14 protein-coding genes and 1 pseudogene are annotated in these 20,830 nt (G+C 67.5%); 5 read left to right on the top strand and 10 right to left on the bottom strand.

Features of this window, described 5'->3' with window-relative positions:
• The first annotated feature begins 296 nt into the window (after positions 1 to 296).
• The gene (locus NZU74_00530; GenBank protein MCS6879796.1) at positions 297 to 1,769 is read left to right on the top strand and encodes an NAD-dependent succinate-semialdehyde dehydrogenase; all 1,473 of its coding nucleotides are present in this window, start codon (positions 297 to 299) and stop codon (positions 1,767 to 1,769) included.
• Between the two features lie 68 nt (positions 1,770 to 1,837).
• On the opposite strand, the gene NZU74_00525 is transcribed toward NZU74_00530, so the two are convergent.
• Positions 1,838 to 3,169 (bottom strand): amidohydrolase, encoded by a 1,332-nt coding sequence (locus NZU74_00525; GenBank protein MCS6879795.1) that lies wholly within the window; start codon positions 3,167 to 3,169, stop codon positions 1,838 to 1,840.
• 428 nt (positions 3,170 to 3,597) lie between these two features.
• On the opposite strand from NZU74_00525, the gene NZU74_00520 reads away from it, so the two are divergent.
• The 4 genes from NZU74_00520 to NZU74_00505 all read left to right on the top strand — a co-directional run bounded on the left by NZU74_00520 (position 3,598) and on the right by NZU74_00505 (position 7,008).
• Complete coding sequence (locus NZU74_00520) at positions 3,598 to 3,969, top strand: hypothetical protein (GenBank protein ID MCS6879794.1); 372 nt, start codon at positions 3,598 to 3,600, stop codon at positions 3,967 to 3,969.
• A gap of 281 nt (positions 3,970 to 4,250) precedes the next feature.
• Positions 4,251 to 5,525, top strand: coding sequence for a glutamate-5-semialdehyde dehydrogenase (locus tag NZU74_00515; protein MCS6879793.1), 1,275 nt, complete (start codon positions 4,251 to 4,253; stop codon positions 5,523 to 5,525).
• Positions 5,526 to 5,788: 263 nt separating this feature from the next.
• Entirely contained in the window at positions 5,789 to 6,550 is a 762-nt protein-coding gene (locus NZU74_00510; protein ID MCS6879792.1) for a glutamine amidotransferase, read from the top strand.
• Between the two features lie 191 nt (positions 6,551 to 6,741).
• Positions 6,742 to 7,008: a hypothetical protein gene (locus tag NZU74_00505; GenBank protein ID MCS6879791.1), complete on the top strand. Its 267-nt coding sequence runs from the start codon at positions 6,742 to 6,744 to the stop codon at positions 7,006 to 7,008.
• Positions 7,009 to 7,031: 23 nt separating this feature from the next.
• On the opposite strand, the gene NZU74_00500 is transcribed toward NZU74_00505, so the two are convergent.
• The 9 genes and pseudogenes from NZU74_00500 to NZU74_00460 form a co-directional block, all read right to left on the bottom strand.
• Complete coding sequence (locus NZU74_00500) at positions 7,032 to 7,901, bottom strand: hypothetical protein (GenBank protein MCS6879790.1); 870 nt, start codon at positions 7,899 to 7,901, stop codon at positions 7,032 to 7,034.
• A 123-nt stretch (positions 7,902 to 8,024) separates the two neighbouring features.
• Entirely contained in the window at positions 8,025 to 10,583 is a 2,559-nt protein-coding gene (locus NZU74_00495; GenBank protein ID MCS6879789.1) for an FAD-binding oxidoreductase, read from the bottom strand.
• A gap of 13 nt (positions 10,584 to 10,596) precedes the next feature.
• Positions 10,597 to 11,889, bottom strand: coding sequence for a (Fe-S)-binding protein (locus NZU74_00490; GenBank protein ID MCS6879788.1), 1,293 nt, complete (start codon positions 11,887 to 11,889; stop codon positions 10,597 to 10,599).
• A gap of 139 nt (positions 11,890 to 12,028) precedes the next feature.
• On the bottom strand, positions 12,029 to 13,762 hold the full coding sequence (locus tag NZU74_00485) for an L-lactate permease (protein MCS6879787.1): 1,734 nt from the start codon (positions 13,760 to 13,762) through the stop codon (positions 12,029 to 12,031).
• Positions 13,763 to 14,016: 254 nt separating this feature from the next.
• On the bottom strand, positions 14,017 to 14,712 hold the full coding sequence (locus NZU74_00480; protein MCS6879786.1) for a response regulator transcription factor: 696 nt from the start codon (positions 14,710 to 14,712) through the stop codon (positions 14,017 to 14,019).
• Positions 14,675 to 16,120 carry a GAF domain-containing protein gene (locus NZU74_00475; protein ID MCS6879785.1) on the bottom strand — a complete coding sequence of 482 codons (1,446 nt, stop codon included), beginning with the start codon at positions 16,118 to 16,120 and terminating at the stop codon, positions 14,675 to 14,677. The genes NZU74_00480 and NZU74_00475 overlap by 38 nt, the downstream gene beginning before the upstream one ends.
• A gap of 378 nt (positions 16,121 to 16,498) precedes the next feature.
• A pseudogene (locus NZU74_00470) lies at positions 16,499 to 17,095 on the bottom strand (cache domain-containing protein).
• A 92-nt stretch (positions 17,096 to 17,187) separates the two neighbouring features.
• On the bottom strand, positions 17,188 to 18,462 hold the full coding sequence (locus tag NZU74_00465; GenBank protein MCS6879784.1) for an ABC transporter substrate-binding protein: 1,275 nt from the start codon (positions 18,460 to 18,462) through the stop codon (positions 17,188 to 17,190).
• A 320-nt stretch (positions 18,463 to 18,782) separates the two neighbouring features.
• Positions 18,783 to 20,828 (bottom strand): immune inhibitor A, encoded by a 2,046-nt coding sequence (locus NZU74_00460; GenBank protein MCS6879783.1) that lies wholly within the window; start codon positions 20,826 to 20,828, stop codon positions 18,783 to 18,785.
• Positions 20,829 to 20,830 lie beyond the last annotated feature (2 nt).

Here is a 20,830-nt window from a genome sequence, read left to right as displayed (position 1 = left end):
TCGGTCACGATGATAAGAGACTGTATTGAAGTTCAATCTTACCATATCTACGAGGCGAGCCTCCCGCCTTGCGACCGCGCACAGGGCTGAGGCAATGTCCGCCTCCAGCGGGGGGATCGAAGCAGCGTAGCCGCCCGAGACGGTCATTGTTCGCGAGTTTTGGCGGCGTAACCGCCAAAACCAGCGAACAACCGGGGGTTTGACGCAAGCCCCAAAGACTCTGCAACGACCCTGGAAGCGCGCAGCGGTCAGGCCCGGTTATATAATACGCGTATAGTACAGTTTAAGGAGCGCCTATGACGATTGACGCAGACACCATTGCCGCTGAGCTTCTGGGCGCCGCTACCCGGGGCCTGTTAATCGGCGGCGCCTGGCAACCCACGGCCAGGACCTTTCCCGTGACCAACCCCGCCACCGGCGCGCAGCTCGCCGAGGTGGCCGATGGGGGCGTCGAGGAGACCCGCGCGGCCATCGAGGCCGCGGCGGCGGCCTTCCCGGCCTGGGCGGCGACGCCGGCCCCGGCCCGCGCGGCAGTGCTGCGCCGGGCCGCCGCGCTTATGCTGGAGCGGCAGGAGCGCCTGGCGACGATTATGACCCTGGAGCAGGGCAAGCCCCTGGCCGAGGCCCGTGGCGAGGTCGCCTACGGCGCCAGTTTTCTCACCTGGTTCGCCGGCGAGGCCGAGCGCATCTATGGCATGACCATCCCCGCCAGCACGCCTGCTAAACGCCTGCTGCTGTTGCGGCAACCGGTGGGCATCGCCGCAATGATCACGCCGTGGAACTTTCCCAGCGCCATGATCACCCGCAAGCTCGGCCCGGCCCTGGCTGCAGGCTGCACGGCGATCGTTAAACCTGCCGAGCAGACGCCTCTCTCGGCCCTGGAACTGGGGCAGATCTTCCTCGACGCCGGACTGCCCGCAGGAGTGGTGAATATTGTAACCTGCCAGGACCCGGTGCCATTTGCGGAGACGATTTTCGCCGACGAGCGCGTGCGCAAGGTGAGCTTCACCGGCTCCACGGAGGTCGGCAAGTTGCTGATCCGCCAGTCGGCGGAGACGGTGAAGCGCCTCTCGCTCGAACTGGGGGGCAACGCGCCCTTCATCGTCTTCGCCGACGCCGACCTGGAAAGCGCGGTGCGCGGAGCGATGGCCTCCAAGTTCCGCAATGCCGGGCAGACCTGCGTGTGCGCCAACCGGATCTTCGTCGAGCGTCCGATCTACGAGCGTTTTGCCGCCGCCTTTGCCGAACAGGTGGCCGCGTTGCGCGTGGGCAACGGGCTGGACCCGGCCACAGTGATCGGCCCGCTGATTGACGCGCAGGCCCGCGCCAAGGTGGAGCGCCACGTTGCCGACGCCCTGGCCGGCGGCGCCACCCTGCTCACCGGCGGCGGCCCCTACGCCGAGGGGCGCGGCGGCAACTTCTGGACGCCCACGGTCCTCGCCGATGTCAGCGCGGAGATGCTGGTGGCCCGCGAGGAGACTTTCGGACCCGTGGCTCCACTGATCCCCTTCGACAGCGAGGAGGAGGTGCTGCGGCAGGCGAACGCCACGCCCTACGGACTGGCCGCGTATTGCTTTACGCGCGACCTGGGGCGGGCCTGGCGCATGGCCGAGGGTCTGGAGTACGGCATTGTCGGCATCAACGACCCTGTCCCCTCGACGGCCCAGGCGCCTTTCGGCGGTTACAAGCAGAGCGGCTTCGGGCGCGAAGGCGGCCCGACGGGCATCAATGAATATCTGGAAGAAAAGTACGTCTCGATGGTGATCTAGGCGGCGAGCGTTGGGAGGACTTCCCCTCCTGACGCCTCCCGAAACAACGCCTTCCGCCCTGGCTCGTCCTAGCCCTGAAGCGTCGGGTAGAGAGCCATACGCTCGTCGGAGCGGCGCGTCAGGCGGGTGGCGCGGCGGATGGCTTCGCGCAGCACCTGGCGGCGGTTGATGGTCAGCAGGCGGCGCCGGCGCATCAGCACCCGACCGGCGACGATCACCGTGTCCACATCATCGGCGCGGGCGCTGTAGAGCAGGTTGGCCGCCGGGTCGTGCACGGGCAGGACGTGGGGGGCATTGCGGCGAAGCAGCGCGATATCGGCGGCCAATCCCTCGCGCAATTCGCCAGTCACGCCGCCGAGGCCGATGGCCCGCGCGCCGTCGCTGGTGGCAAGACGCAGGGCCGCGCCGAGGGGCATGACCTGCGCATCGCCGTGGCGGTGCTTTTCCAGCAAGGCGAGGAGACGGGCGGCCTCCAGAATATCGTAGTTGTTGTTGCTCGCGGCGCCGTCGCTTCCCAGGCCCACCGTCACCCCCGCGGCCCGCAAGGCGGTCACCGGGGCGACGCCAATACCGAGCTTCATCTCGGTCCTGGGCGTAGAGGCGACACTCGCGCCGTGGGCCGCCAGAATGGCCACGTCGTCGGCCTCGGGATGGGCCATGTGCGCCGCAAGGGTCGGCGCCTCCAGGATACCGGCGTCACGGACCAGAGCCACGGGCGTCTTGCCGTAACGGGCGCGGCTCTGCGCCACCTGGGCCTCCGTCTCTGCAAGATGGATGTGGATGCCTACCCCGAGACGGCGAGCCTCGCCAGCGACACGAGCGAGAAGCTCAGGCGCACAGGTGTAGGTGGAGTGCGGGCCAAGCCAGGCGCTGATACGTCCTCCAGCCGCGCCGTTCCAGCGGGACACGAAATCAACCGCCTGTGCCAGTTGTTCCATCTCGTCCGGCCCGCCGAAGATGGTTGGCGCGAGATTGGCGCGAATGCCGCTCTCTTCGACGGCGCGAGCTACGGCATCCATCGAGAAATAGTGATCGGCCACGCAGGTGACCCCGGCTTCGATCATCTCCGCGATGCCCAGCAGCGCGCCCCAGTACACATCCTCGGCGGTGAGATTGGTCTCCATCGGCCAGATATAGTCGTTAAACCACGCCTCGATAGGCACATCCTCGACCACGCCGCGAAACAGGCTCATCGCAGCGTGGGCGTGGCAGTTGACCAGACCGGGGATCGCCAGCATACCACGGGCGGAGATGGTCTTCTGCGCTGGCTCATCGAGTATCTGCGGGGCGATGCGCACGATTCGTCCCCCGCTCACAGCAATACTGTGGCGAGTGAGCACCACCGGCGCTTCGCCATCGAATTGCAACACGTCGGCATCGCGGACAATCAGGTCATACATGATGTGCCATGCTCCCTCGTTGTCAGTTCGCGGTAGAGCCGACGTCAGCGGAGATTGGGCGCCGCGAATTATCGAAACCCAGCACCTTTTCTGGGAAGGACTCGCCCTTCAAACTGTACTGCAGAGACGAACTGCGAATGTAGAGGGTATGGTCTTTAAAGTTAAGCGCTATTGTAAGCTAAATCCGGCCTGGAAGCAACTGCAACAGATAGGGCGTGGAGACACCAGGTTTCCCCACACCCGGGCAAAATGAGAAAGCCAGCGCAGTTCTCGGCAACCAGTTTGAGCGCCAGAATGATGCTAGACGCGTTCAGACGCCCGCATGATCTACAAACTACACTTGCGTAAGGCTCCGTGTACAGCGTCTATTTCTATGATGGTACAATATCCTCAAATGCGCAAGGGGATAAACGCCAGAGCGAGGCCAGGTGGAGTCTGAGATCGTGCGGATCATCGTAACGGCGGTGCTGGCAATCCTGCTGGCGCAACAGGCAGCGCGGGCGGAACGGGGCACACGCCGGCGCCTGGCCTTCGCTGCCGGGGCGCTGGCCTTTGCCCTGTTTGCCGCGGCAAATCTGCTCCCGCTGTTCGCGGTTAACGCTCCCTGGCTGACGTTGACGTTGACCGGACTGGGTCTGGCGCTGGTGCTGGCGTCGGTGCTGGCGCTCCTGGCCGCCTACCGGGGGGGCGAGATGGCCCCTCAGGTGCGGGAGGCCCGCGAGTTGCTGGAAACGGAACGCAGGCGACGTGAACAACGCGACGCGAAGGAGCGCCAGGGTTCGGAGGATTCCGGCGCATAATGGAGCATGCGGCGGACCGGCAGGCCGGGGCGCAGGGAAACCGGGTTGCCTCCGTCACGACCTGGAGGGTTACGCATTTGCCGGAGGCGCCGGGGCGCCTGGCACACCTGCGGCGCGCAGCCGCACCGAGGGCGGGGCCTCATTTGCCGGAGGCGCCGGGGCGCCTGGCACACCTGCGGGCGGGGGGGAGGGAAACTCCATTTCCCCTGCCGCAACCTGGAGGGTTGCGCACATTGGCCGGGGCGCCAGCCCCCGGCGGTAAAGGGGCTTTGGAGGCCATCATGAGCACAGATCTCGAACGGATGGGGCGGCAGGCGAAGGCGGCGGCGCGGGCGCTGGCGAATCTGCCCACCACGGCGAAAGACGCGGCGCTCCACGCTATCGCCGATGCGCTGCTGGATCAGCAGGAGGCCATTCTTGCCGCCAACGCTGAAGATGTGGCCGCCGCACGCGCCAGCGGCACCGACGCGGCGCTGATTGACCGGATGTTGCTCACCCCCGCCCGGCTGGCCAGCATCGCCAGCGATACGCGCCACGTCGCCGCCCTGCCCGACCCGGTCGGGGCTGTCTTCGACGCGGTGGAACTGCCGAACGGTCTGCGCCTGCACAGGCGCCGCACGCCGCTCGGCGTCGTGGGCGCAATCTACGAGGCCCGCCCGAACGTCACGGTAGATATTGCCGCGCTCTGCCTGAAGACGGGGAATGCCACCATTCTGCGGGGGGGTAGCGACATCAGCCGCAGCGTGGCGACGATTACCGCGGCTATCGGCTCGGCCCTGGAGCGGACCGGGCTGCCCGCCGCGGCGGTGCAGAGCATCACCGATCCCGACCGCGAGGTGGTACGCAACCTGCTGCGGCTCGACCGCTACGTGGATATGATCATCCCCCGTGGGGGGGCCGGGTTGCATCGCTTCTGCCTGGAGAACGCCACCATCCCGGTGATCACCGGCGGGATTGGCGTGGTGCATCTCTTTGTTGAACGCAGCGCCGATCTGGAACGGGCCGTGCCGCTGATCCACAACGCCAAGGTTCAGCGCCCAAGCGTGTGTAACGCCCTCGATACGCTGCTGGTCGAGCGGGCGATCGCTCCGGCGCTGCTGCCGGCCGTGGCCGACAGCCTCTGTCCCGCCGGCGTGGAACTGCGCTGCGACCCGGAGAGTCTGGCCATCCTTGCCGACCATCCCATGGCCCAGGGCTGGCGCGTGGTTTCCGCCGGCCCCGATGACTACGGCACGGAGTTTCTGAGCCTGGTTCTTTCAATCAAAATCGTAGGCGGCCTTGATGAAGCGATTGACTTCATCGCCACCTATGGCTCCGGCCATACCGAGGCCATTCTGACCGAGGATCGCGCCGCGGCGGCGCGCTTCACCGCCGAGGTTGACGCCAGCGCCGTCTTCGTCAATGCCAGCACGCGCTTCAACGACGGCGGGCAGTTCGGTCTGGGGGCCGAGGTGGCCATCTCGACCCAGAAACTGCACTGGCGCGGGCCGATGGGCCTGGAGGCCCTGACAACGTTTAAGTGGATCGGCGAGGGGGACTATATTGCTCGCAGCTAAGTAGTCTGTAAACGAAGGTTCCTGGCCTTTCCGACCCTCTCCCATCCTCCCCCCGTTGGGGGAGAGGAGGCGGGCGCCCTCCTCCAGCGGGGCGAGCTGGGGAGGGGATGGGGGTGGAGCAAAAAACTTACTTTACAGACTGCTAAGCTAATGGAAATCAGGTTTTCTAATGTTTACCGCGGAGGCGCAGAGGAGGCAGAGAGCCGCAGGGTCTGTTTGAGGTGGCGCATCTACCGCTGAAGCGCGCCTGGATGGCACAACTGATGGCTATCAAACAACCGCATATGACCTACCATTTGCGCCTGGCCCATCTCTACAGCTCGCACATGAACGTGTATGGCGATCGCGGCAATGTGATCGCCCTGAAGCAACGCTGCGCCTGGCGCGGCATCGAACTGAGCGTCTCCCTGATCGAGCCGGGCATGACGGTAGACTGGTCGGATTTCGACCTGGCCTTCTTCGGCGGAGGTCAGGACAGCGGCCAGGCCCTTATCGCGCGGGATCTGCTGGAGCGGCAGGGGGCGGGGCTGCGCGCGGCAATCGAGGACGGTCTGGTGCTGCTGGCGATCTGCGGGGGCTACCAGTTGCTCGGACACTACTTCCTGACCCACACCGGCGAACGTCTGCCCGGTCTGGGCGCGCTGGACGTGTACACTATCGGCGGCAAGCGGCGTCTGATCGGCAACATCGTGGTCGAGGCCCGGCTGGGCGAGGGGGCGCCGGTGCGCCTGGTCGGCTTCGAGAACCATAGTGGCCGCACCTACCACGGGGCGGGGGTGCAATCCCTGGGCCGGGTGCTGGTCGGGCACGGCGACAACGGCGAAGACGGCGTGGGCGGGGCGGTGTACCGCAATACGTTCGGCTGCTACCTGCATGGCGCGCTGCTGCCGAAGAACCCGCAGTTCACCGACCACCTGATCGGCCTGGCCCTGCGCCGGCGCTATGGCCCCGCTGCCACCCTGGCCCCGCTTGACGCCACGCTCGAATTGCGCGCCCAGCGGGTGATGATCGAACGGCTTGTATAATAATAAAAGATGTTCCCGGAAGGGCCATGCCCTCCCAGTATCTCCTGTTGGGCAGAGGCGCGGGGAAATCTGGTTTCCCCGGCCCGTGACCCGGAGGGTTGCGCTCCTGCCTGTATCCGGGCGGGCAGGGGCGATGGGGAAACCAGGTTTCCCCATACTCTTCCAACCGGCTATGATTACGTGAGGACCCTATGCCACACTTCACTCTCAGCGGCGGCGCGCCAGACACCGAAGAGGCCGCGGCGGCCATCGCGGCGATCACCTGCTTGCTCGAAGAGGAGCAGACCGCCCTTGTCAACAGCCTCGCCGGTCAACAGCCCCCGGAGGGATGGCGCAGCGCCGCCCGGCTGATGACCCAGGGGTTGATCCCCACCCGAACGCCGGTCGCGCCGCGCTGGTCGAGCATCGAACGCCTGCGGCGCGCCGGGCGTGGTGGCGGCGGCATCGTCGGTCACTGAGGGCCGGCGCCGCGAAGCCGGTTTCATCCGCCGAGCGCCCAGTCGCGCCATTCGGCCTCCAGGGTCTCGAAACTCTTGCCGTAGACGCCGGGGTAATCGGCCGATCCGGGCGCGTTCCGGCCGGTCAGGTACAGACGGTCAAATGCTTCGCGGCCGTAGGTCGCGATCAGGTACTCTACAAAACTGGCCCACTGGTAGTAGAGTTTGTTCATGTCGCTGATCGGCCGGCCCACGTAGCTGATGCCGAGCGGCAGGGCCTCGCCATTGGCGACCCACGGGTGCACGAAGACGCGAAAGGTCGGCGCGTCGCCCAGCCAGTAGGCGCCCGCCCCCCAGGTCGCAACCCCCTCGGACAAAATCAGATCGGCGCTCAAGTGCCGTTGCCCATACCGGTCATGGCAGAGCTGGTGCACGAATTCGTGGGCCAGAATGCTGACGGCGCGAGCGGCAGGGAAACCGGGACAGGTGAAGACCTGCACGGTGCGGATGTCGGTATAGGCGATGCCGTGCAGCCCGCAGGCTGGCTCCGTGCCGATCAACACCTCGATGGGGGCCGCCGGGGCGCTGCCGAAGCGCGCCACGGCGTAGGCCAGGGCGCGATCCAGCTCACCCGCAACCGACGGCTGCTCCTCCGGGCGTAGCGCCCCTTCGTCAACGGCGATCCTGAGCAGGCCCGTCTGAAGCAGATTGCCGGTCAGCGGCGCGGGGGTGGGCGTCGCCGCGCCGGGCGGCAGGGGTCGCTCGGGGGCGGTCAGCGGTTGCAGCGCCGATGGCGGGGCGATGCGCGGGCGTGGCGGCGGCGCATAGCCTTTCACCAGTAGAATGAGCAGCGAAAAAAAGAGTACGGGGCCGATAATCGCCCAGTGGATCTGTCCCTGGCGTTGGGGAAACACAAAGGTTCAACCCTCTGAGATGAATGCCATTCCTGGAGCGCAAGGCCCTGCCGTCAAGCAGGGGCATGGGGAAACCAGGTTTCCCCATGCCCCTGCCGAAAACTTGTTCGCCCCGTGGCTTCATTATACCAGAAATGCCCCGGGGTTCAGGCAGTCGCCGGGGTTCCAGCGAGCTTTCAGGGCGCGCATCAGGTCGAGGGCCTGCGGCGTGTGACGCCAGCGACCGGCCTCGCGCGCTGGCGCACCCGCCAGGGCCACACCGTAGCCGCCGAGGCGCTGAGCCAGGGTCGCCAGTCCCTCCCAGGCATTCGTCCCGCGCAGGTAGAGCAGGCCGCCAGGCACGTCGGCCAGCAGGCCGCCGGGGGTTGCGCTCGCGGCGCGAAGCAGGTCCGGCAGCGCCGAGGGGGGCACGCCCAGCCGGACCAGCGGTTCGTCGGCGGCCAGGGCCGCACCCATCCATGCCGCCCAGCGCTCGCTGCCGCTCTCCCCGTTCAGTTCCAGCGGCGCGGCGCCCTGCCCGCTCAGCGCGTCGCGGACCAGGGCCAGTTCGGCGCTTACGTCGGGCGCCAGCCCTTCAGCGGTGTAGAGCAGGGCGTAGGGCGCGTCAACCTCGGGCAGACCCAGGGCGGCCGCGTCGCCAAGGAGCAGCGCCGAGGCCGCTACCAGGCTCGGCGCCAGGCGCGACCCCAGGGCCAGGCCCTGCTCCAGGTCGCGGACGGGCACGGCCAGACTGGCGCGGGCGCGCGGCAGCGGGGCCAGTTTCAGGGTCAGATCGCAGATCAGTCCCAGGGTGCCGTGGGCGCCCACGATGAGCTTCGGCAGATCGTACCCGGCCACGTTCTTCACCACCGGGCGCCCTACGCGGATGAGCCGCCCGTCGGGCAGAGCCAGCGTGGCCGCCAGCACCAGGTCGCGCCAGGCACCGTAGCGCATGCGAAGCGGCGCATTGATGTTCGTGGCCACCAGCCCGCCGATGGTGGCCCCGGCGTATGGCGCGACGGCGGGGACCCACATGCCCAGGGGCGCCAGCTCGGCCTGGAGTTCGGCCAGCGGCGTGCCCGCTCCCGCCTGCACGTACAGATCGTCGCGCGCCAGGGTGGTGATCCCGCGCAGGGCGGCGGTAGAGAGCACAAATCTCCCCGCGGGCGGCGGCGGCGGTTCGGCGGCGCCGCTGATGACCACCGGGCGCCCGCGCCGGCAGGTGGCGCGCAACGCCGCCGCCGCCTCCGCGGGCGAAGCCGGTTGGAGCACCCCCGAGGCAGGCAATGCGGGTTCCACGTGCGACACCGGCGGTTGCGGCGGAACCTCCGCCGGGAAGATTTTACCGGGATTGAGCAATTCCGCGGGATCGAAGACTTCCTTCACGTCACGCATGACCGCCAGTTCGTCGTGGCTGTACATGAGGGGCATGTACTCGCGCTTCTCGATGCCCACCCCGTGCTCGCCAGTGATGCTGCCGTCGAAGCTCACGCCCAGTTCGACGATGCGCCGCCCGGCCAGGTGCACCCGCTCCATCAATGCGCGGTCACGGGGGTTCTCGATCAGGATCAGGGGGTGCAGGTTGCCATCGCCAGCGTGGAAGACATATCCCACCCGCAGCCCCAGCTCGGCGCAGATCTGGTTTACGCCGGCCAGCATCGGCGCCAGTTTGCTGCGCGGCACAGTGACATCAACCAGATAGTAGGCCGGCGCCAGGCGGGTCATCGCTCCCACGGCGCTCTTGCGCCCGTACCAGATGGTCTCACGCTCCTCGGCGGTGCGGGCGACGCGCAGATCAAAGCCGCCATGGGCGCGCAGAATGGCTTCGATCTCGGCGATCTGCGGATCCACGCTGGCCGGATAGCCGTCGGCCTCGACGATCAGGGCCGCTCCAGCCTCTTCAGGCAAGCGCGCAGTGGTGAACTGGTTGATGATGCGCATGATCTGCTGGTCCATCATCTCCAGGGTAGCCGGCACCAACCCTGCCGCAATCACCGCTGAGACGGCCTCGCCCGCCGCTTCGACACTGGGGAAGGCGGCCATCATGGTCTTCACCGCCGGGGGATTGGCAATCAGGCGCAGGTGAGCTGCGGTGATCAGCCCCAGGGTGCCTTCGCTGCCGCACAGCAGCGCTGTCAGATCATACTCGGGATAATCAAACGCGCGCCCGCCCAGGCGCACCTGCCGCCCGTCGGCCAGCACCACCTCCAGACCGGTGACATAGTTGGCGGTCACGCCGTACTTGAAACAGTGGGGACCACCCGAGTTCTCGGCAATGTTGCCGCCCAGGGTCGCTGAGCGCCCGCTGGCCGGATCGGGAGGATAGTAGAGACCCTTGCTCTTCGCCAGGCTGTCGAGCGTGAGATTGATCAACCCCGGCTCGACCGTCACCATGCGCCCGGCCACGTCGAAGTCGAGGACTCGGTTCATCCGCGAGTACTCGACGATGATCCCGCCCCGTTCGGCCACCGCGCCGCCCGACAGGCCAGTGCCGGCTCCGCGGGCGACGACCGGCTTCCGCTGGCTCGCGGCCCAGCGCACGATCCGCGCCACCTCGTCGGCGCGTTCGGGCATCAGCACCAGGTCCGGGCTGCCGCGATCCAGCCCGCCGTCCACCTCGTAGACCAGCAACTCGGAGCGGTCGGCAATCACCTGGGACGGCGGCAGGATGAAGGGTGAGATTCGTTCGTCACGGGTGCGCATCCTCTTGCTCCTTTCACCCTTCACGGCGATAAGCTTCATCGAGCACTTCAACAACGTGCATCACCCGCGCCGGCAGACCAGCGCGGCGCACGCCGGCCAGGATCTGCATGTGGCAACCGGTGTTCGAGACCACCACGATCTCGGCGCCGGTAGCCTTGATGTCGGCCATTTTGGCGTCGAGGATGGGCTCGGCCAGTTCGGGATGCACCAGATTGTAGACCCCCGCGCTGCCGCAGCACCGCTCCGGCTGCCGCAGTTCGACCAGTTCCAGGCCGGGAATGCTGCGCAGCAGGGCGCGGGGTTGCTGTACAACCTTCTGGACATTGCGCAGGTGGCACGAGTCCACATAGGTGGCGCGAGCGGGCAGCGTGGCCCGCGGCGGCTCCACGGCGCGCTCGGCCAGGAACTCGCTGATGTCGCGCACCTTCGCGACGAACGCGGCGACGCGGGTCTGATAGTCGGCGTCACCGCGCAGCAGATCGGCATAGCTCTTGAGGGTCGCGCCACAGCCGCCGGCATTGCTGATGATGGCGTCAACCTCAAGGGCCAGCAGAGCGTCAATATTCTGGCGGGCCAGTTGCCGGGCCAGTTCTTCTTCGCTATTGTGCACGTGGGCTGCGCCGCAGCAGGTCTGGCCGCGAGGGATGATCACCTCATAGCCATTGCGCTGGAGCACCCGCACCGTGGCATCGTTCACCTGGCCGAGAAAGGCTTCCTGGATGCAGCCCTGCACCACGGCCACCCGGCCGCGTGGCTGGCCCCGCGGCGGGAAGACCCGCCCGTCGGGGGAGCGCCGCAGGCGCACAGGGGGCGCGAGCGCCTCGATGGACCGCAGACGCCCGCGCAGCAGCCCGGAACGGCGCGCGATGGCCTGCATCCCGCTGCGCTCATAGAGCCAGGTTCCCAGCGCCAGGATGCGGAGCCGCCGTGGATAGGGCATCAACTGGCGCAGCCCGGCCCAGCGCACGAAACGAGCCAGACGGCCGGGGCGGTGGGTCGCAGCAAGGGCGGCACGGGTCACTTCCACCAGTTCGCCGTAGTGCACGCCGGAGGGGCAGGCCGTCTCGCATGCCCGGCACACCAGGCAGGTATCCAGGTGGCCGGCCAGGGCCGGGTCATCCAGACCGATGCGCCCCTCGGCGACAGCGCGCATCAGGTTGATCCGCCCGCGGGGGGCCTCGCTCTCACGCCCGCTGAGGGCGTAGGTCGGGCAGACCGACAGGCACAGCCCGCAGTGGAGGCAGCGGTCGAGTTGCGCCTGGTGCGCGCTGCCATACAGCACGTCAATCGGAGAAGGTGTTGCCATACCATTTCCTCCCATCGGGCAGGGGTGTGGGGAAACCAGGTTTCCCCACGCTCCTCCGACCGCCTGCCAATCGTTTTGCGATAGTCTCTCAGGGCTGCCTCCGCGACCCTCTAACGGCGCCTCAGGTGTGAACGGCGGCTTACGGGATCATCCAGGTGAACACGTAGGCCTGCAGGAAGACCACCACGCCCACCAGACAGGCCAGCACGACGCTATGGAGGAACACATAGCGCAGAATGGCGCCTTCCTGACCGTGCTGGTTGGTAGCCACACTGGCAACGACGATGCTCTGAGCGTCTATCATCTTGCCCATCACCCCGCCAGAGCTATTCGACGCCGCCGCGAGCACCGGCGAGATGCCGATCTGCTGGGCGGTGATCTGCTGGAGGTTGCCGAACAGGACGTTTGACGAGGTATCCGAGCCGGTCAGGGCCACGCCGAGCCAGCCCAGCAGGGGCGAGAAGAAGGCGAACAGCGCGCCGGTCGAGGCGAACGCCAGGCCCATGGTCGCGTCAAGGCCGCCGTAGCGCGTGGTGTAGCCCAGGGCCAGCATCGCCGCGATGGTTAGCAAGGAGATCCTGATGCGCCAGAGCGTGCCGGCGAAGATCCGCGCCAGCGCCAGCGGCGAGAGTCCCAGGAGCAACCCGCTCAATACCCCGGCGATCAGCAGGCTGGTGCCGGTGGCCGACAGCCAGTTGAAGGTGTAGACGGCCCGCTCGGCTTCGGGCTTCGGCACAACCGGCACATCGCGGTACACCGCTTTGTCGAGATAGGGTACCGGGATCTTCTGCACGCTGATGCCGCTAAGGAAGTTAGGCGCGTCTTTCGTGCCGCCGTTGAGGAACGTCTTGACCTGCGGCGTGCCCCACAGGAAGACCAGCAGCGAGAGGATGATCCAGGGCATCCAGGCGATCAGCACCTCGCGCCGCCGCGAAGGCTGGCGCACCGCCGGGCGGGGCAGCATCGCCGCGTCGCCGGAGCCGGCGCTGCCGGCCGGGCGCGGCATAGCCGGCAGAGGCCGCCGCTCGCCATCGTCTTCGCCGGGGAAGCGGAAGGTGGTCTTTGGCTGCCAGAAGCGCAGCAGCACCACCAGCGAGGCCATCGAAACTAGAGAGCTGATGATGTCCACCAGCCAGGGACCGTGGAAGTTGCTCACCAGGAACTGTGAGATGGCAAAGCTCAGCCCGGCGGTCAGACAGGCCGGCCAGACTTCCCACATCTTCTTGCGCCCGGCCATCGCCCAGACGATCCAGAAGGGCACGATCAGCGAGAAGAACGGCAACTGCCGCCCGGCCATGGCGCTGAGCTGCATCAGGTCGAGACCGGTGACGCTGCTCAGCACGATGATCGGGGTGCCGAGAGCGCCGTAGGCCACGGGGGCGGTGTTGCCGATCAGGGCCAGGCCGGCGGCGGGCAGCGGGGCAAAGCCCAGACCGATGAGCATCGCGGCGGAGATCGCCACCGGCGTGCCGAAGCCCGCCGCCCCCTCGATGAAGGCGCCAAAGGCGAAGGCGATCAACAACACCTGGATGCGCCGGTCGCTGGCCAGCCCGGCGATGGATTGCTTGACGATCTCGAACTTGCCCGTTTTCACGGTGATGTCGTAGATGAAAATCGCCCCGAGAATGATCCATCCAATGGGAAACAGACCGTAGAATGCGCCGTTCACCGCGGCGGCTACGCCCAGTTGCCAGGGCATGCCGTAGACGAAGATGGCGATCAGCAGCGCGCTCGCCAGGCCCGCCAGGGCCGCGATATGCGCTTTGACGTGAAACACTCCCAGCAGGCCGAGCAGCACCACAATCGGCAATGCGGCGACCAGGGCCGAGAGCAGCAGGCTCCCCAGCGGCGTGTACACCTGGGTCCAGGTCATGGCAGGCTCCTTTGTCTCATCAATCTTCGCGCCTTGGATTGGTTGGACCCAGTGTAGGCTGCGCCCTGGCGCAGCGCATCGTTCGTGAAGAAAGAGTTGGGAGGGAGTTAAGAACTAGTTCTTGATCTGATCCGCTTGTCCGCTTGGCTTTGCTGCATACCACAGAGACTAAGAAACTATCCGAATAACCCCTGTAGGAAGGTGGGGAAACCGGGTTTCCCCACGCCCCTTCCTGAGGGGAGGGACTGGGAGGGCTACGCTTTCCCTGATCCTCCCATCCGGCGGGCGGCCTCGCGGCGGCTGGTCACGTGCAGTTTGGCCAGGATGGCACGCACGTGCGCCTTCACCGTGTACAGGCTGATCATCAGTTCGGCGGCGATCTCCTTGTCCGAACGTCCCGCAGCGATCAGCGCCAGGATCTCCTGTTCGCGGGCAGTCAGCGCATCGGGATCATCACCGGCATCCGAACGGATGGGGTGCGGCGCCGGGACCGGCGAGGGGCCTGCTAGCGACCCCGTGGCGCGAAACGCTGCCAGCAGGCGCGTGGCGATCGCCGGAGTGACCGCAGCCTCGCCCCGAGCAGCCGCGCGCACCATCTCGATCAACTGCTGGCCGCGGATGGTCTTCAACAAATACCCCGACGCGCCCCCGCGCAGGGCTTCGAAGATGCGATCATCCTCGTCACGCACTGTGAGCATCACGATCTGGCATGAGGGAACCTCGCGAGCGATCACCCGCGCCGCTTCGATCCCGTCCATCCCCGGCATGTTGATGTCGAGCAACACCACGTCAGGGCGCAGGCTCTGGGCCAGCACGCAGGCTTCGAGACCATCGCCCGCCTCGCCCACCACCTCGATGTCGGGCTGCGAACGTAGCACCTCCACGATGCCGTCGCGGAACAGGCCGTGGTCGTCAACCACCATGACCCGGATCGGCGTGTGCTCCGTCATGGTCCACCTCCACCAGCAGATCCGACAGCCCGTTGCGTTCCGCTGCCAGGTCAGCTGGGCCAGCCCATGCTTCGCCCGCCAGGGCGGCCGCCTCAAGGGGCCAGACCAGCTCAACGCAGGCGCCGGCGCCGGGATGGCTGTCGATTGTTAGCGCGCCGCCGATGCGTTGCGCCCGCGCCCGCATCACCTTCAGGCCAAAGTGCCGGCGTCCGTTATCGCCGACGCTGTGCGGGTCAAACCCGCTGCCGTTATCGCGCACTCGCACCCGGCCTAGATCACCCCGCCGCTCCAGTTCCACCCAGACGCGGGTCGCCCGCCCGTGGCGCGCGGCATTGCGGATGGCCTCGCCCAGGATGCGTCCGACCTCGGCCTCGACCGGCGCCGGCACGCGCATAGCGTTGCCCGGCGCTACCGTCAGGCTGATACTGCAACCTGCCTCATCGCTCAGGGAACGGATCACCTCCCGCAGGCGCTCCTCCAGCGACACCAGCGCCGGCTGCGGATCCTGCAACCGGGCGATCAGCCGGCGCACCTCCTCGGTGGTCGCCTCCAGCACGCCCTGGAGACGAGCCAGGTCATCACGCAGCGGGCCAGGCAGGCCCCCCTGATCGGCCAGCCGGTCAAGTTGCATGTACAGGTAGCTCAGGTTCTGGGCCACCCCATCGTGGATCTCGCCGGCCAGCCGCTCGCGCTCCTGCAGCGCAGCCATACTGCGGGCCTGCTCCTCGACCCGGGCGAGCAGGGAGAGGTTCTCCAGCGCCAGGGCGATCTGCTGCCCGATGGCAGTGACCACCGTCAGCGCCTCGGGGGAGAACCCGCCGTGGAGACGACTGAAGACGCCCAGCACCCCCAGGCTGCGCCCGCTGACCAGCAGCGGCACGGCGGCGAAGGCGTGCAACCGCTGCTCCCGCACGATCGCCCGCGACAGGCGCGGCGACTGGCTGATGTCCGCCAGGGCCATAGGCTCGCCCTGTTGATGAACCTGCCCCAGGAGACCTTCACCGGGAGCAAAGCGACTGAGGGCCTGCCGCAACTCATGGTCGAAGCCAGCCCAGACCGCCAGACGCAGGCCGCCGTCAGGTTCGCCCAGCCAGATCCCGCCCATCTCGGCCCCGATCACCGGCAGGGTCTGGTCAAGGGCGGTGCGCAGCAGGGCCTCCTGCGAGCGCCGGTGACTGCTCATCGCCACCACTTCAGCCAGGGCCGCCAGCTCCTGCGAGCGACGGGCCACGCGCGCCTCCAGACTCGCCGCCCAGGCTGCCAGTTCGTCGCGCGCCTGCGCCAGATGCTGGCGCATCGTCTCGAAGTTTCGCGCCAGCGCCCGCACCTCGCTGCTGCCCTCCACCTGTACGGGCACGGCCAGATCGCCGCTCGCGATGCGTTGCGCCGCCGCAGCCAGCCGGGGCACCGGACGCACCAGCCGCTGCGCCGCCCAGGCGACCGTCAGACCCAGCAGCACCACCACCACCAGGGTCACCCCCATGCCGCGCAGGGTCACCCCTACCGCCGGGGCCAGCACCTCCCGCTCGCTGAGCATCGCCACCACCGTCCAGTCGCGGGTGGTCAGCGGCGCGACGCTGTAGAAGACCCGCGCGGCCCCCGGTCCAGGGAGCGGGATCAACACCGGACGCGGCGGCGCCGCGCGCACCAGGGCGAGGAGTTCCTGATTGGCAGTGTCGGCCAGATGGGACAGATCGGCGAAGCGCCCTTCACGCCGGAGCCGGGCCCAGTCATCGGGCGCGAGGGGAGCGAGAGCGCGAAACACATATCGGCGGTCCCGTCCGTGGGCCAGACGGATGCCATAGCCATCCACCAGCATCGCGTAGCCATTCTCGCCAATCCGCACCCGCTCTACGGCCTCCCACAGTTCTTCGGGCGCGAGCGCCACGGCAATCACGCCATCGGGCGGCGCTGCCGGAGGCGCGTCGGGCCGACGCACCGGCGCCGCGAGCCAGATCACTGGCTGGCGATCCAGAGGCGAGATACCCGGGTCGGACATGTAGACCTCACCGCGCCCCGCCGCGCGCAGGAAGGCGCTATCAGAGAAGTGCAGGCCGATGTAGCTCCCGTCGGTCGCCAGCAACACCTCGCCGCGCTGGTCAAGCAACAGGACGGCGCGGTAGAACGGTTGATTCGAGTCCAGGAAGTTGCCGAAATCCGCCAGGGTGGGAGTGAAGAGCGGCGCGCGCCGCTCCGGAGGAACGGCGATAAACTCCTGCGCCGAGCGCGAGAGGGCCAGATTGGCCACCCGGCTACGCTCGGAGCGCACCAGGTCATCGAGGCGCCGCGCCAGGTCAACGGCGCTGTGTTGCAGCGCCGTTGTCTGGAGGCGCTCGATCTCCTGGCGATTGGCCCGGCTCAACTCGAAGAACAGCCCGGCCATCGCCAGAATGGCCACCAGCAGCATGGCGATGGTGAGGCGGCTCGCCAGGCTCAGGCGGCCGACCAGTTCTCGCCAGATGGCCCCCGGAGCTCTCACGGCGCGCCTCCTTGTCCGGCGCTCCCAACCGGCCCCCGGCGCAGACCACCCTCGCCATACACGCCCACCAGCCGCGGTTGCCCGGCCCGCATCGTCGCCAGCACAACCTCGTGCAGGCCCTCGCCGCGCTCATCGAAGCGGTAGCGCCCCTGCACGCCCGTGAAGGTCTGCTCGCGGACGGCGGCGCGCAACTCCTCGGCGGTGCGCGGACGGCGCTCCAGGGCCATTGCCAGCAGATGGACGGCGTCGTAGTACCAGGCGACATAGGTGTCGGGCTTCAACCCGAAGCGTTCGTAGAAGCGCCGTTCAAAGCGCGCCCCCTCCGGCGTGGCGGCCAGCAGCGCGTCCAGCGCCACATAGATGCCCTCCTGCGCCTCGGCGGCAATGCCATAGGTAACGGCGCTGGCCCCGCCCGGCGAGGTGATGATCGCCCCGCGCACCTGCCAGTAGCGCAGGGCGCGAAGCAACAGCCCCACATCGGTAGTGTTGGTGCCATAGATCAACACCGCGTCGGGACCGGCCTCGGCCACGCGCCGCGCCAGCGCGTCGAAGTCGCGCGTGCCCGTGCGGTACGCCTCGCGCGCAAGAGGGCGCAATCCGCGCTGGCGCAGACCGGCCTCGACCCCGTTCGCACCGCCGGTGCCGAAGGCGTCCGCGTCGTGAACAATCACGATCCGCCGGCTGCCCAGTTCCTCCACCGCCAGCGCCGTCATCGCCGCCGAGGTCAGGCGGTCGCTCGGCCGCATCCGAAACAAGAACGGCCCGCCGTGGTCGGTAAGTGTGGCGTTGGTCGCGCCGATCAGCATTGGCAGGCGCGCCTGCCGGTGCTCGGGCACGATCCGCACCGCGTAGGCCGATTTGAACGGCCCGATCAGCGCAGTGAGCCGATCTTCGGCCAGGGCCAGGCGGTACTGGACCAGCGCCTCCTCAGGGTCGGAGCGGCAGTCGCGCACTACCAGTTCGAGGGGCACGCCGTTGACCCCGCCAGCGGCGTTGATCTCCTCCACTGCCAGGCGCGCCGCCCGCACCCCCAGATCGCCGATGGACGCGCCGGTGCCGGTAATCTCAGCATTGATGCCGATGCGGTAACTTGGGCGGGGGGAAAGCTCCTCGAGCGCCGTTGTGTTAAACGTGACCGAAGTATCGAGGACGGCGGGATCGCCTGCGGCCTGACCGCAGGCGGCCAGGATGCCCAGCAACGCGAGCGTGAGCATCAATACGCGCAAGCGGCCCGAAAGACGCCACGAAACCCGTGTGGCGGGTTGCTTCATCGCCTGCCCCTGACTACGCCCAACCTGTGCCTGTAGATGCGAAAATAGTACGCGACGGCACGAAGAATGGAAGTATCAGGCCGGCGACGTGTCGTTAAGGAGGGTTAACCCTCCAGGGAAGCCTGCCTCCCGTGTTCTCAGGTGTAGGGTTTTCCGGCGCATGCTCGCGTCGCATGCGCCATCCGGGGCATCGGGACGCCCAAATCCCCCCCTCCCGCCCGCGGGAGAGGGGGGTGGGGGGATGAGGATCGTAAGCGCATTGGAATGCCGAAAACCGCTTCTCGCTCAAAAACCCTGCACCTGAGAAGCCCCCCGTGGGACTATTCTACGTCCAGTTGATAGGCCGCTCGCTCGGTCGTGTGCGGGGTGGCCCCGAGGATCACCAGCACAGCCTGCTCGCCAGGAACCAGACTGGCCCGGGCCGAGCCACCTGCGTCCACGGGCAACGCCTCGACAGTTGTGCGGCCATTGGCAGTGCGTACCAGCCGCAACTCCCAGCGTTGCGGCAGCACCCCGGCAGTGCGCACGAAGCCCGCCGCCTCCCAGCCCCCATCGCCACTCTCTGCATCATCGGCATAGCCCAGCTCGGGAATGCGAATGTCGTCAATTAACATCCCCGGCGCGTTGAAGCCCTGGTCGTTGATCTGCCAGAAGCGCAGGAGAATGCGCTGGCCCGCGTATGGGGTCAGATCGATCTTCTCTTCGACCCAGACGCCGCGCGCGCCATCTTCGAGCTTCGCGCCGGGCGCGCCGCTCACCCCCGTAATGCCGTGGCCATAGTTCATCCCCTGTGGATCATCCTCGGTGGTCAGTGAACCCGGGAGGGTCTCCCAGGTCTGGCCGCCGTCGTTGGATACGCTGACGAAGGCGTAGTCGTAGTCATTCTCAATCTCGTACCAGGTGGCGAACTGCAAGGTGGCCCGATTGAGACCGCTCAGGTCGAAGGCGCGGGTCAGCGTGGCATAGCTGTCATCGCTGCGTCCGCTCCACCAGCTCACGCCGCGGGCTGGCTCGCTGGCGATGCCCACGCTGGTGGCGCCCCGAAAGCGCACCTCGCGCGCGCCCGCGGGCAGGGCGTAGTAATCCGCGCCAAACTGGGCTACCGTCTCGTTCCGCAGCGATCCGCGGGCAGCGACAGGCTGCACGGTGAAGGGCAGCAGTTGCGGCAACTCGTGGCCAGTATCATAGGTGTAGCGGCCATCGCCTACCGCCGGGTCATCAATCAGGTTCGCCACCGCCCAGTCGGCGACGAGGGCGCTGAACGTGGTAATGTCAGGGCGACGGCGCGCCGCGAGGGCCACGAAGGCCCGCGGATCATTGCCCGCGTCGGCGCGGATGAGCGGCAGCAGTTGATCCTTACTGGCATACTGCGCGTACACGTAGCGCATAAAGAGGTGCGCGGCGCCGTAATGCGCCCCCGACTGGCCCAGCCCCGACGACCAGGCCGTAAGCTGCACATCAGGCTCGAAGAGGTAAAAGGGCGTGAAGCCATCGCCAAAGTAACCGTTCAGATCCTCGGCCAGTTGCGAGGCCCCCTCATTGAACCAGGTGGGGCTGCCCGGCTGTTCGTTCTGATGAATCATGTGCTGGAATTCGTGCGCCAGCACCTCCAGATACTCCTCATCAGCAAACGAGAGGATCTGCAGGTTCATGAAGAACATTTCGCGCTCGTTGCTGAAGCGGTTCACCTGGCGCGGCAGCAGATCCTGGGCCGAGAAGTAGCCAAGCACCTGGCCGCTTGGATCGCTGGCGTTGAGAATGGTGATGCGCCGGTCGCCATCCACGCCCGGTTGCACCTCCGAGCCGAAAATCTCGCGGGTGCGCGGGTAGATCTCCTGCTCAAAGGTCCGCGCGGCCGCCTCCAGATCGGCCTGGTTGTAGGGCAGACCCTGCTCGACATACATCAGCACGATAGGACCGGCGTAACGTAGTTCCGCCTGGACCTCGAACTGCTCGTTGGTGGAAAGATCGGTGACGTAGAAGGAGCGCACCTCGCCGACCTGCACGTCCAGAGGTGTGTTACGGCTCACCGTGGGACAATCTTGCGGCGCGGGACGGCAGGCGCCCAGGGCGCGGGCAAGCTCGACCGGGTCACGCGGCGCGCGCCTGGCTGCATCGAGAGCGGCGAACGCATCGTCAGGTGACACAGGAGCGGTGGGGGCGGGAGTCGAACGCGGCGCGTTCCCGCCAACCGGTATGGGGCTGGGATCGGGGGACGCTGGCGTAGGAATGGCCGGCATCGGGCGCGCCGCGACCGTAGCGGGGGGCGTCGGCGAGGGCGATGGGGGCGGGTCAGCCATATTGAACGGAGCGCAGGCAGCCAGGATCAGCGCCAGCAAGCCGAGGATGAGCACCTGTTTCTTCATAC

The organism is Chloroflexaceae bacterium (assembly GCA_025057155.1).
Taxonomy (GTDB): Bacteria; Chloroflexota; Chloroflexia; order Chloroflexales; family Chloroflexaceae; genus JACAEO01.
The sequence above is the reverse complement of the archived record's forward strand: the minus strand, read 5'-3'. Positions and strand labels throughout refer to the sequence as shown.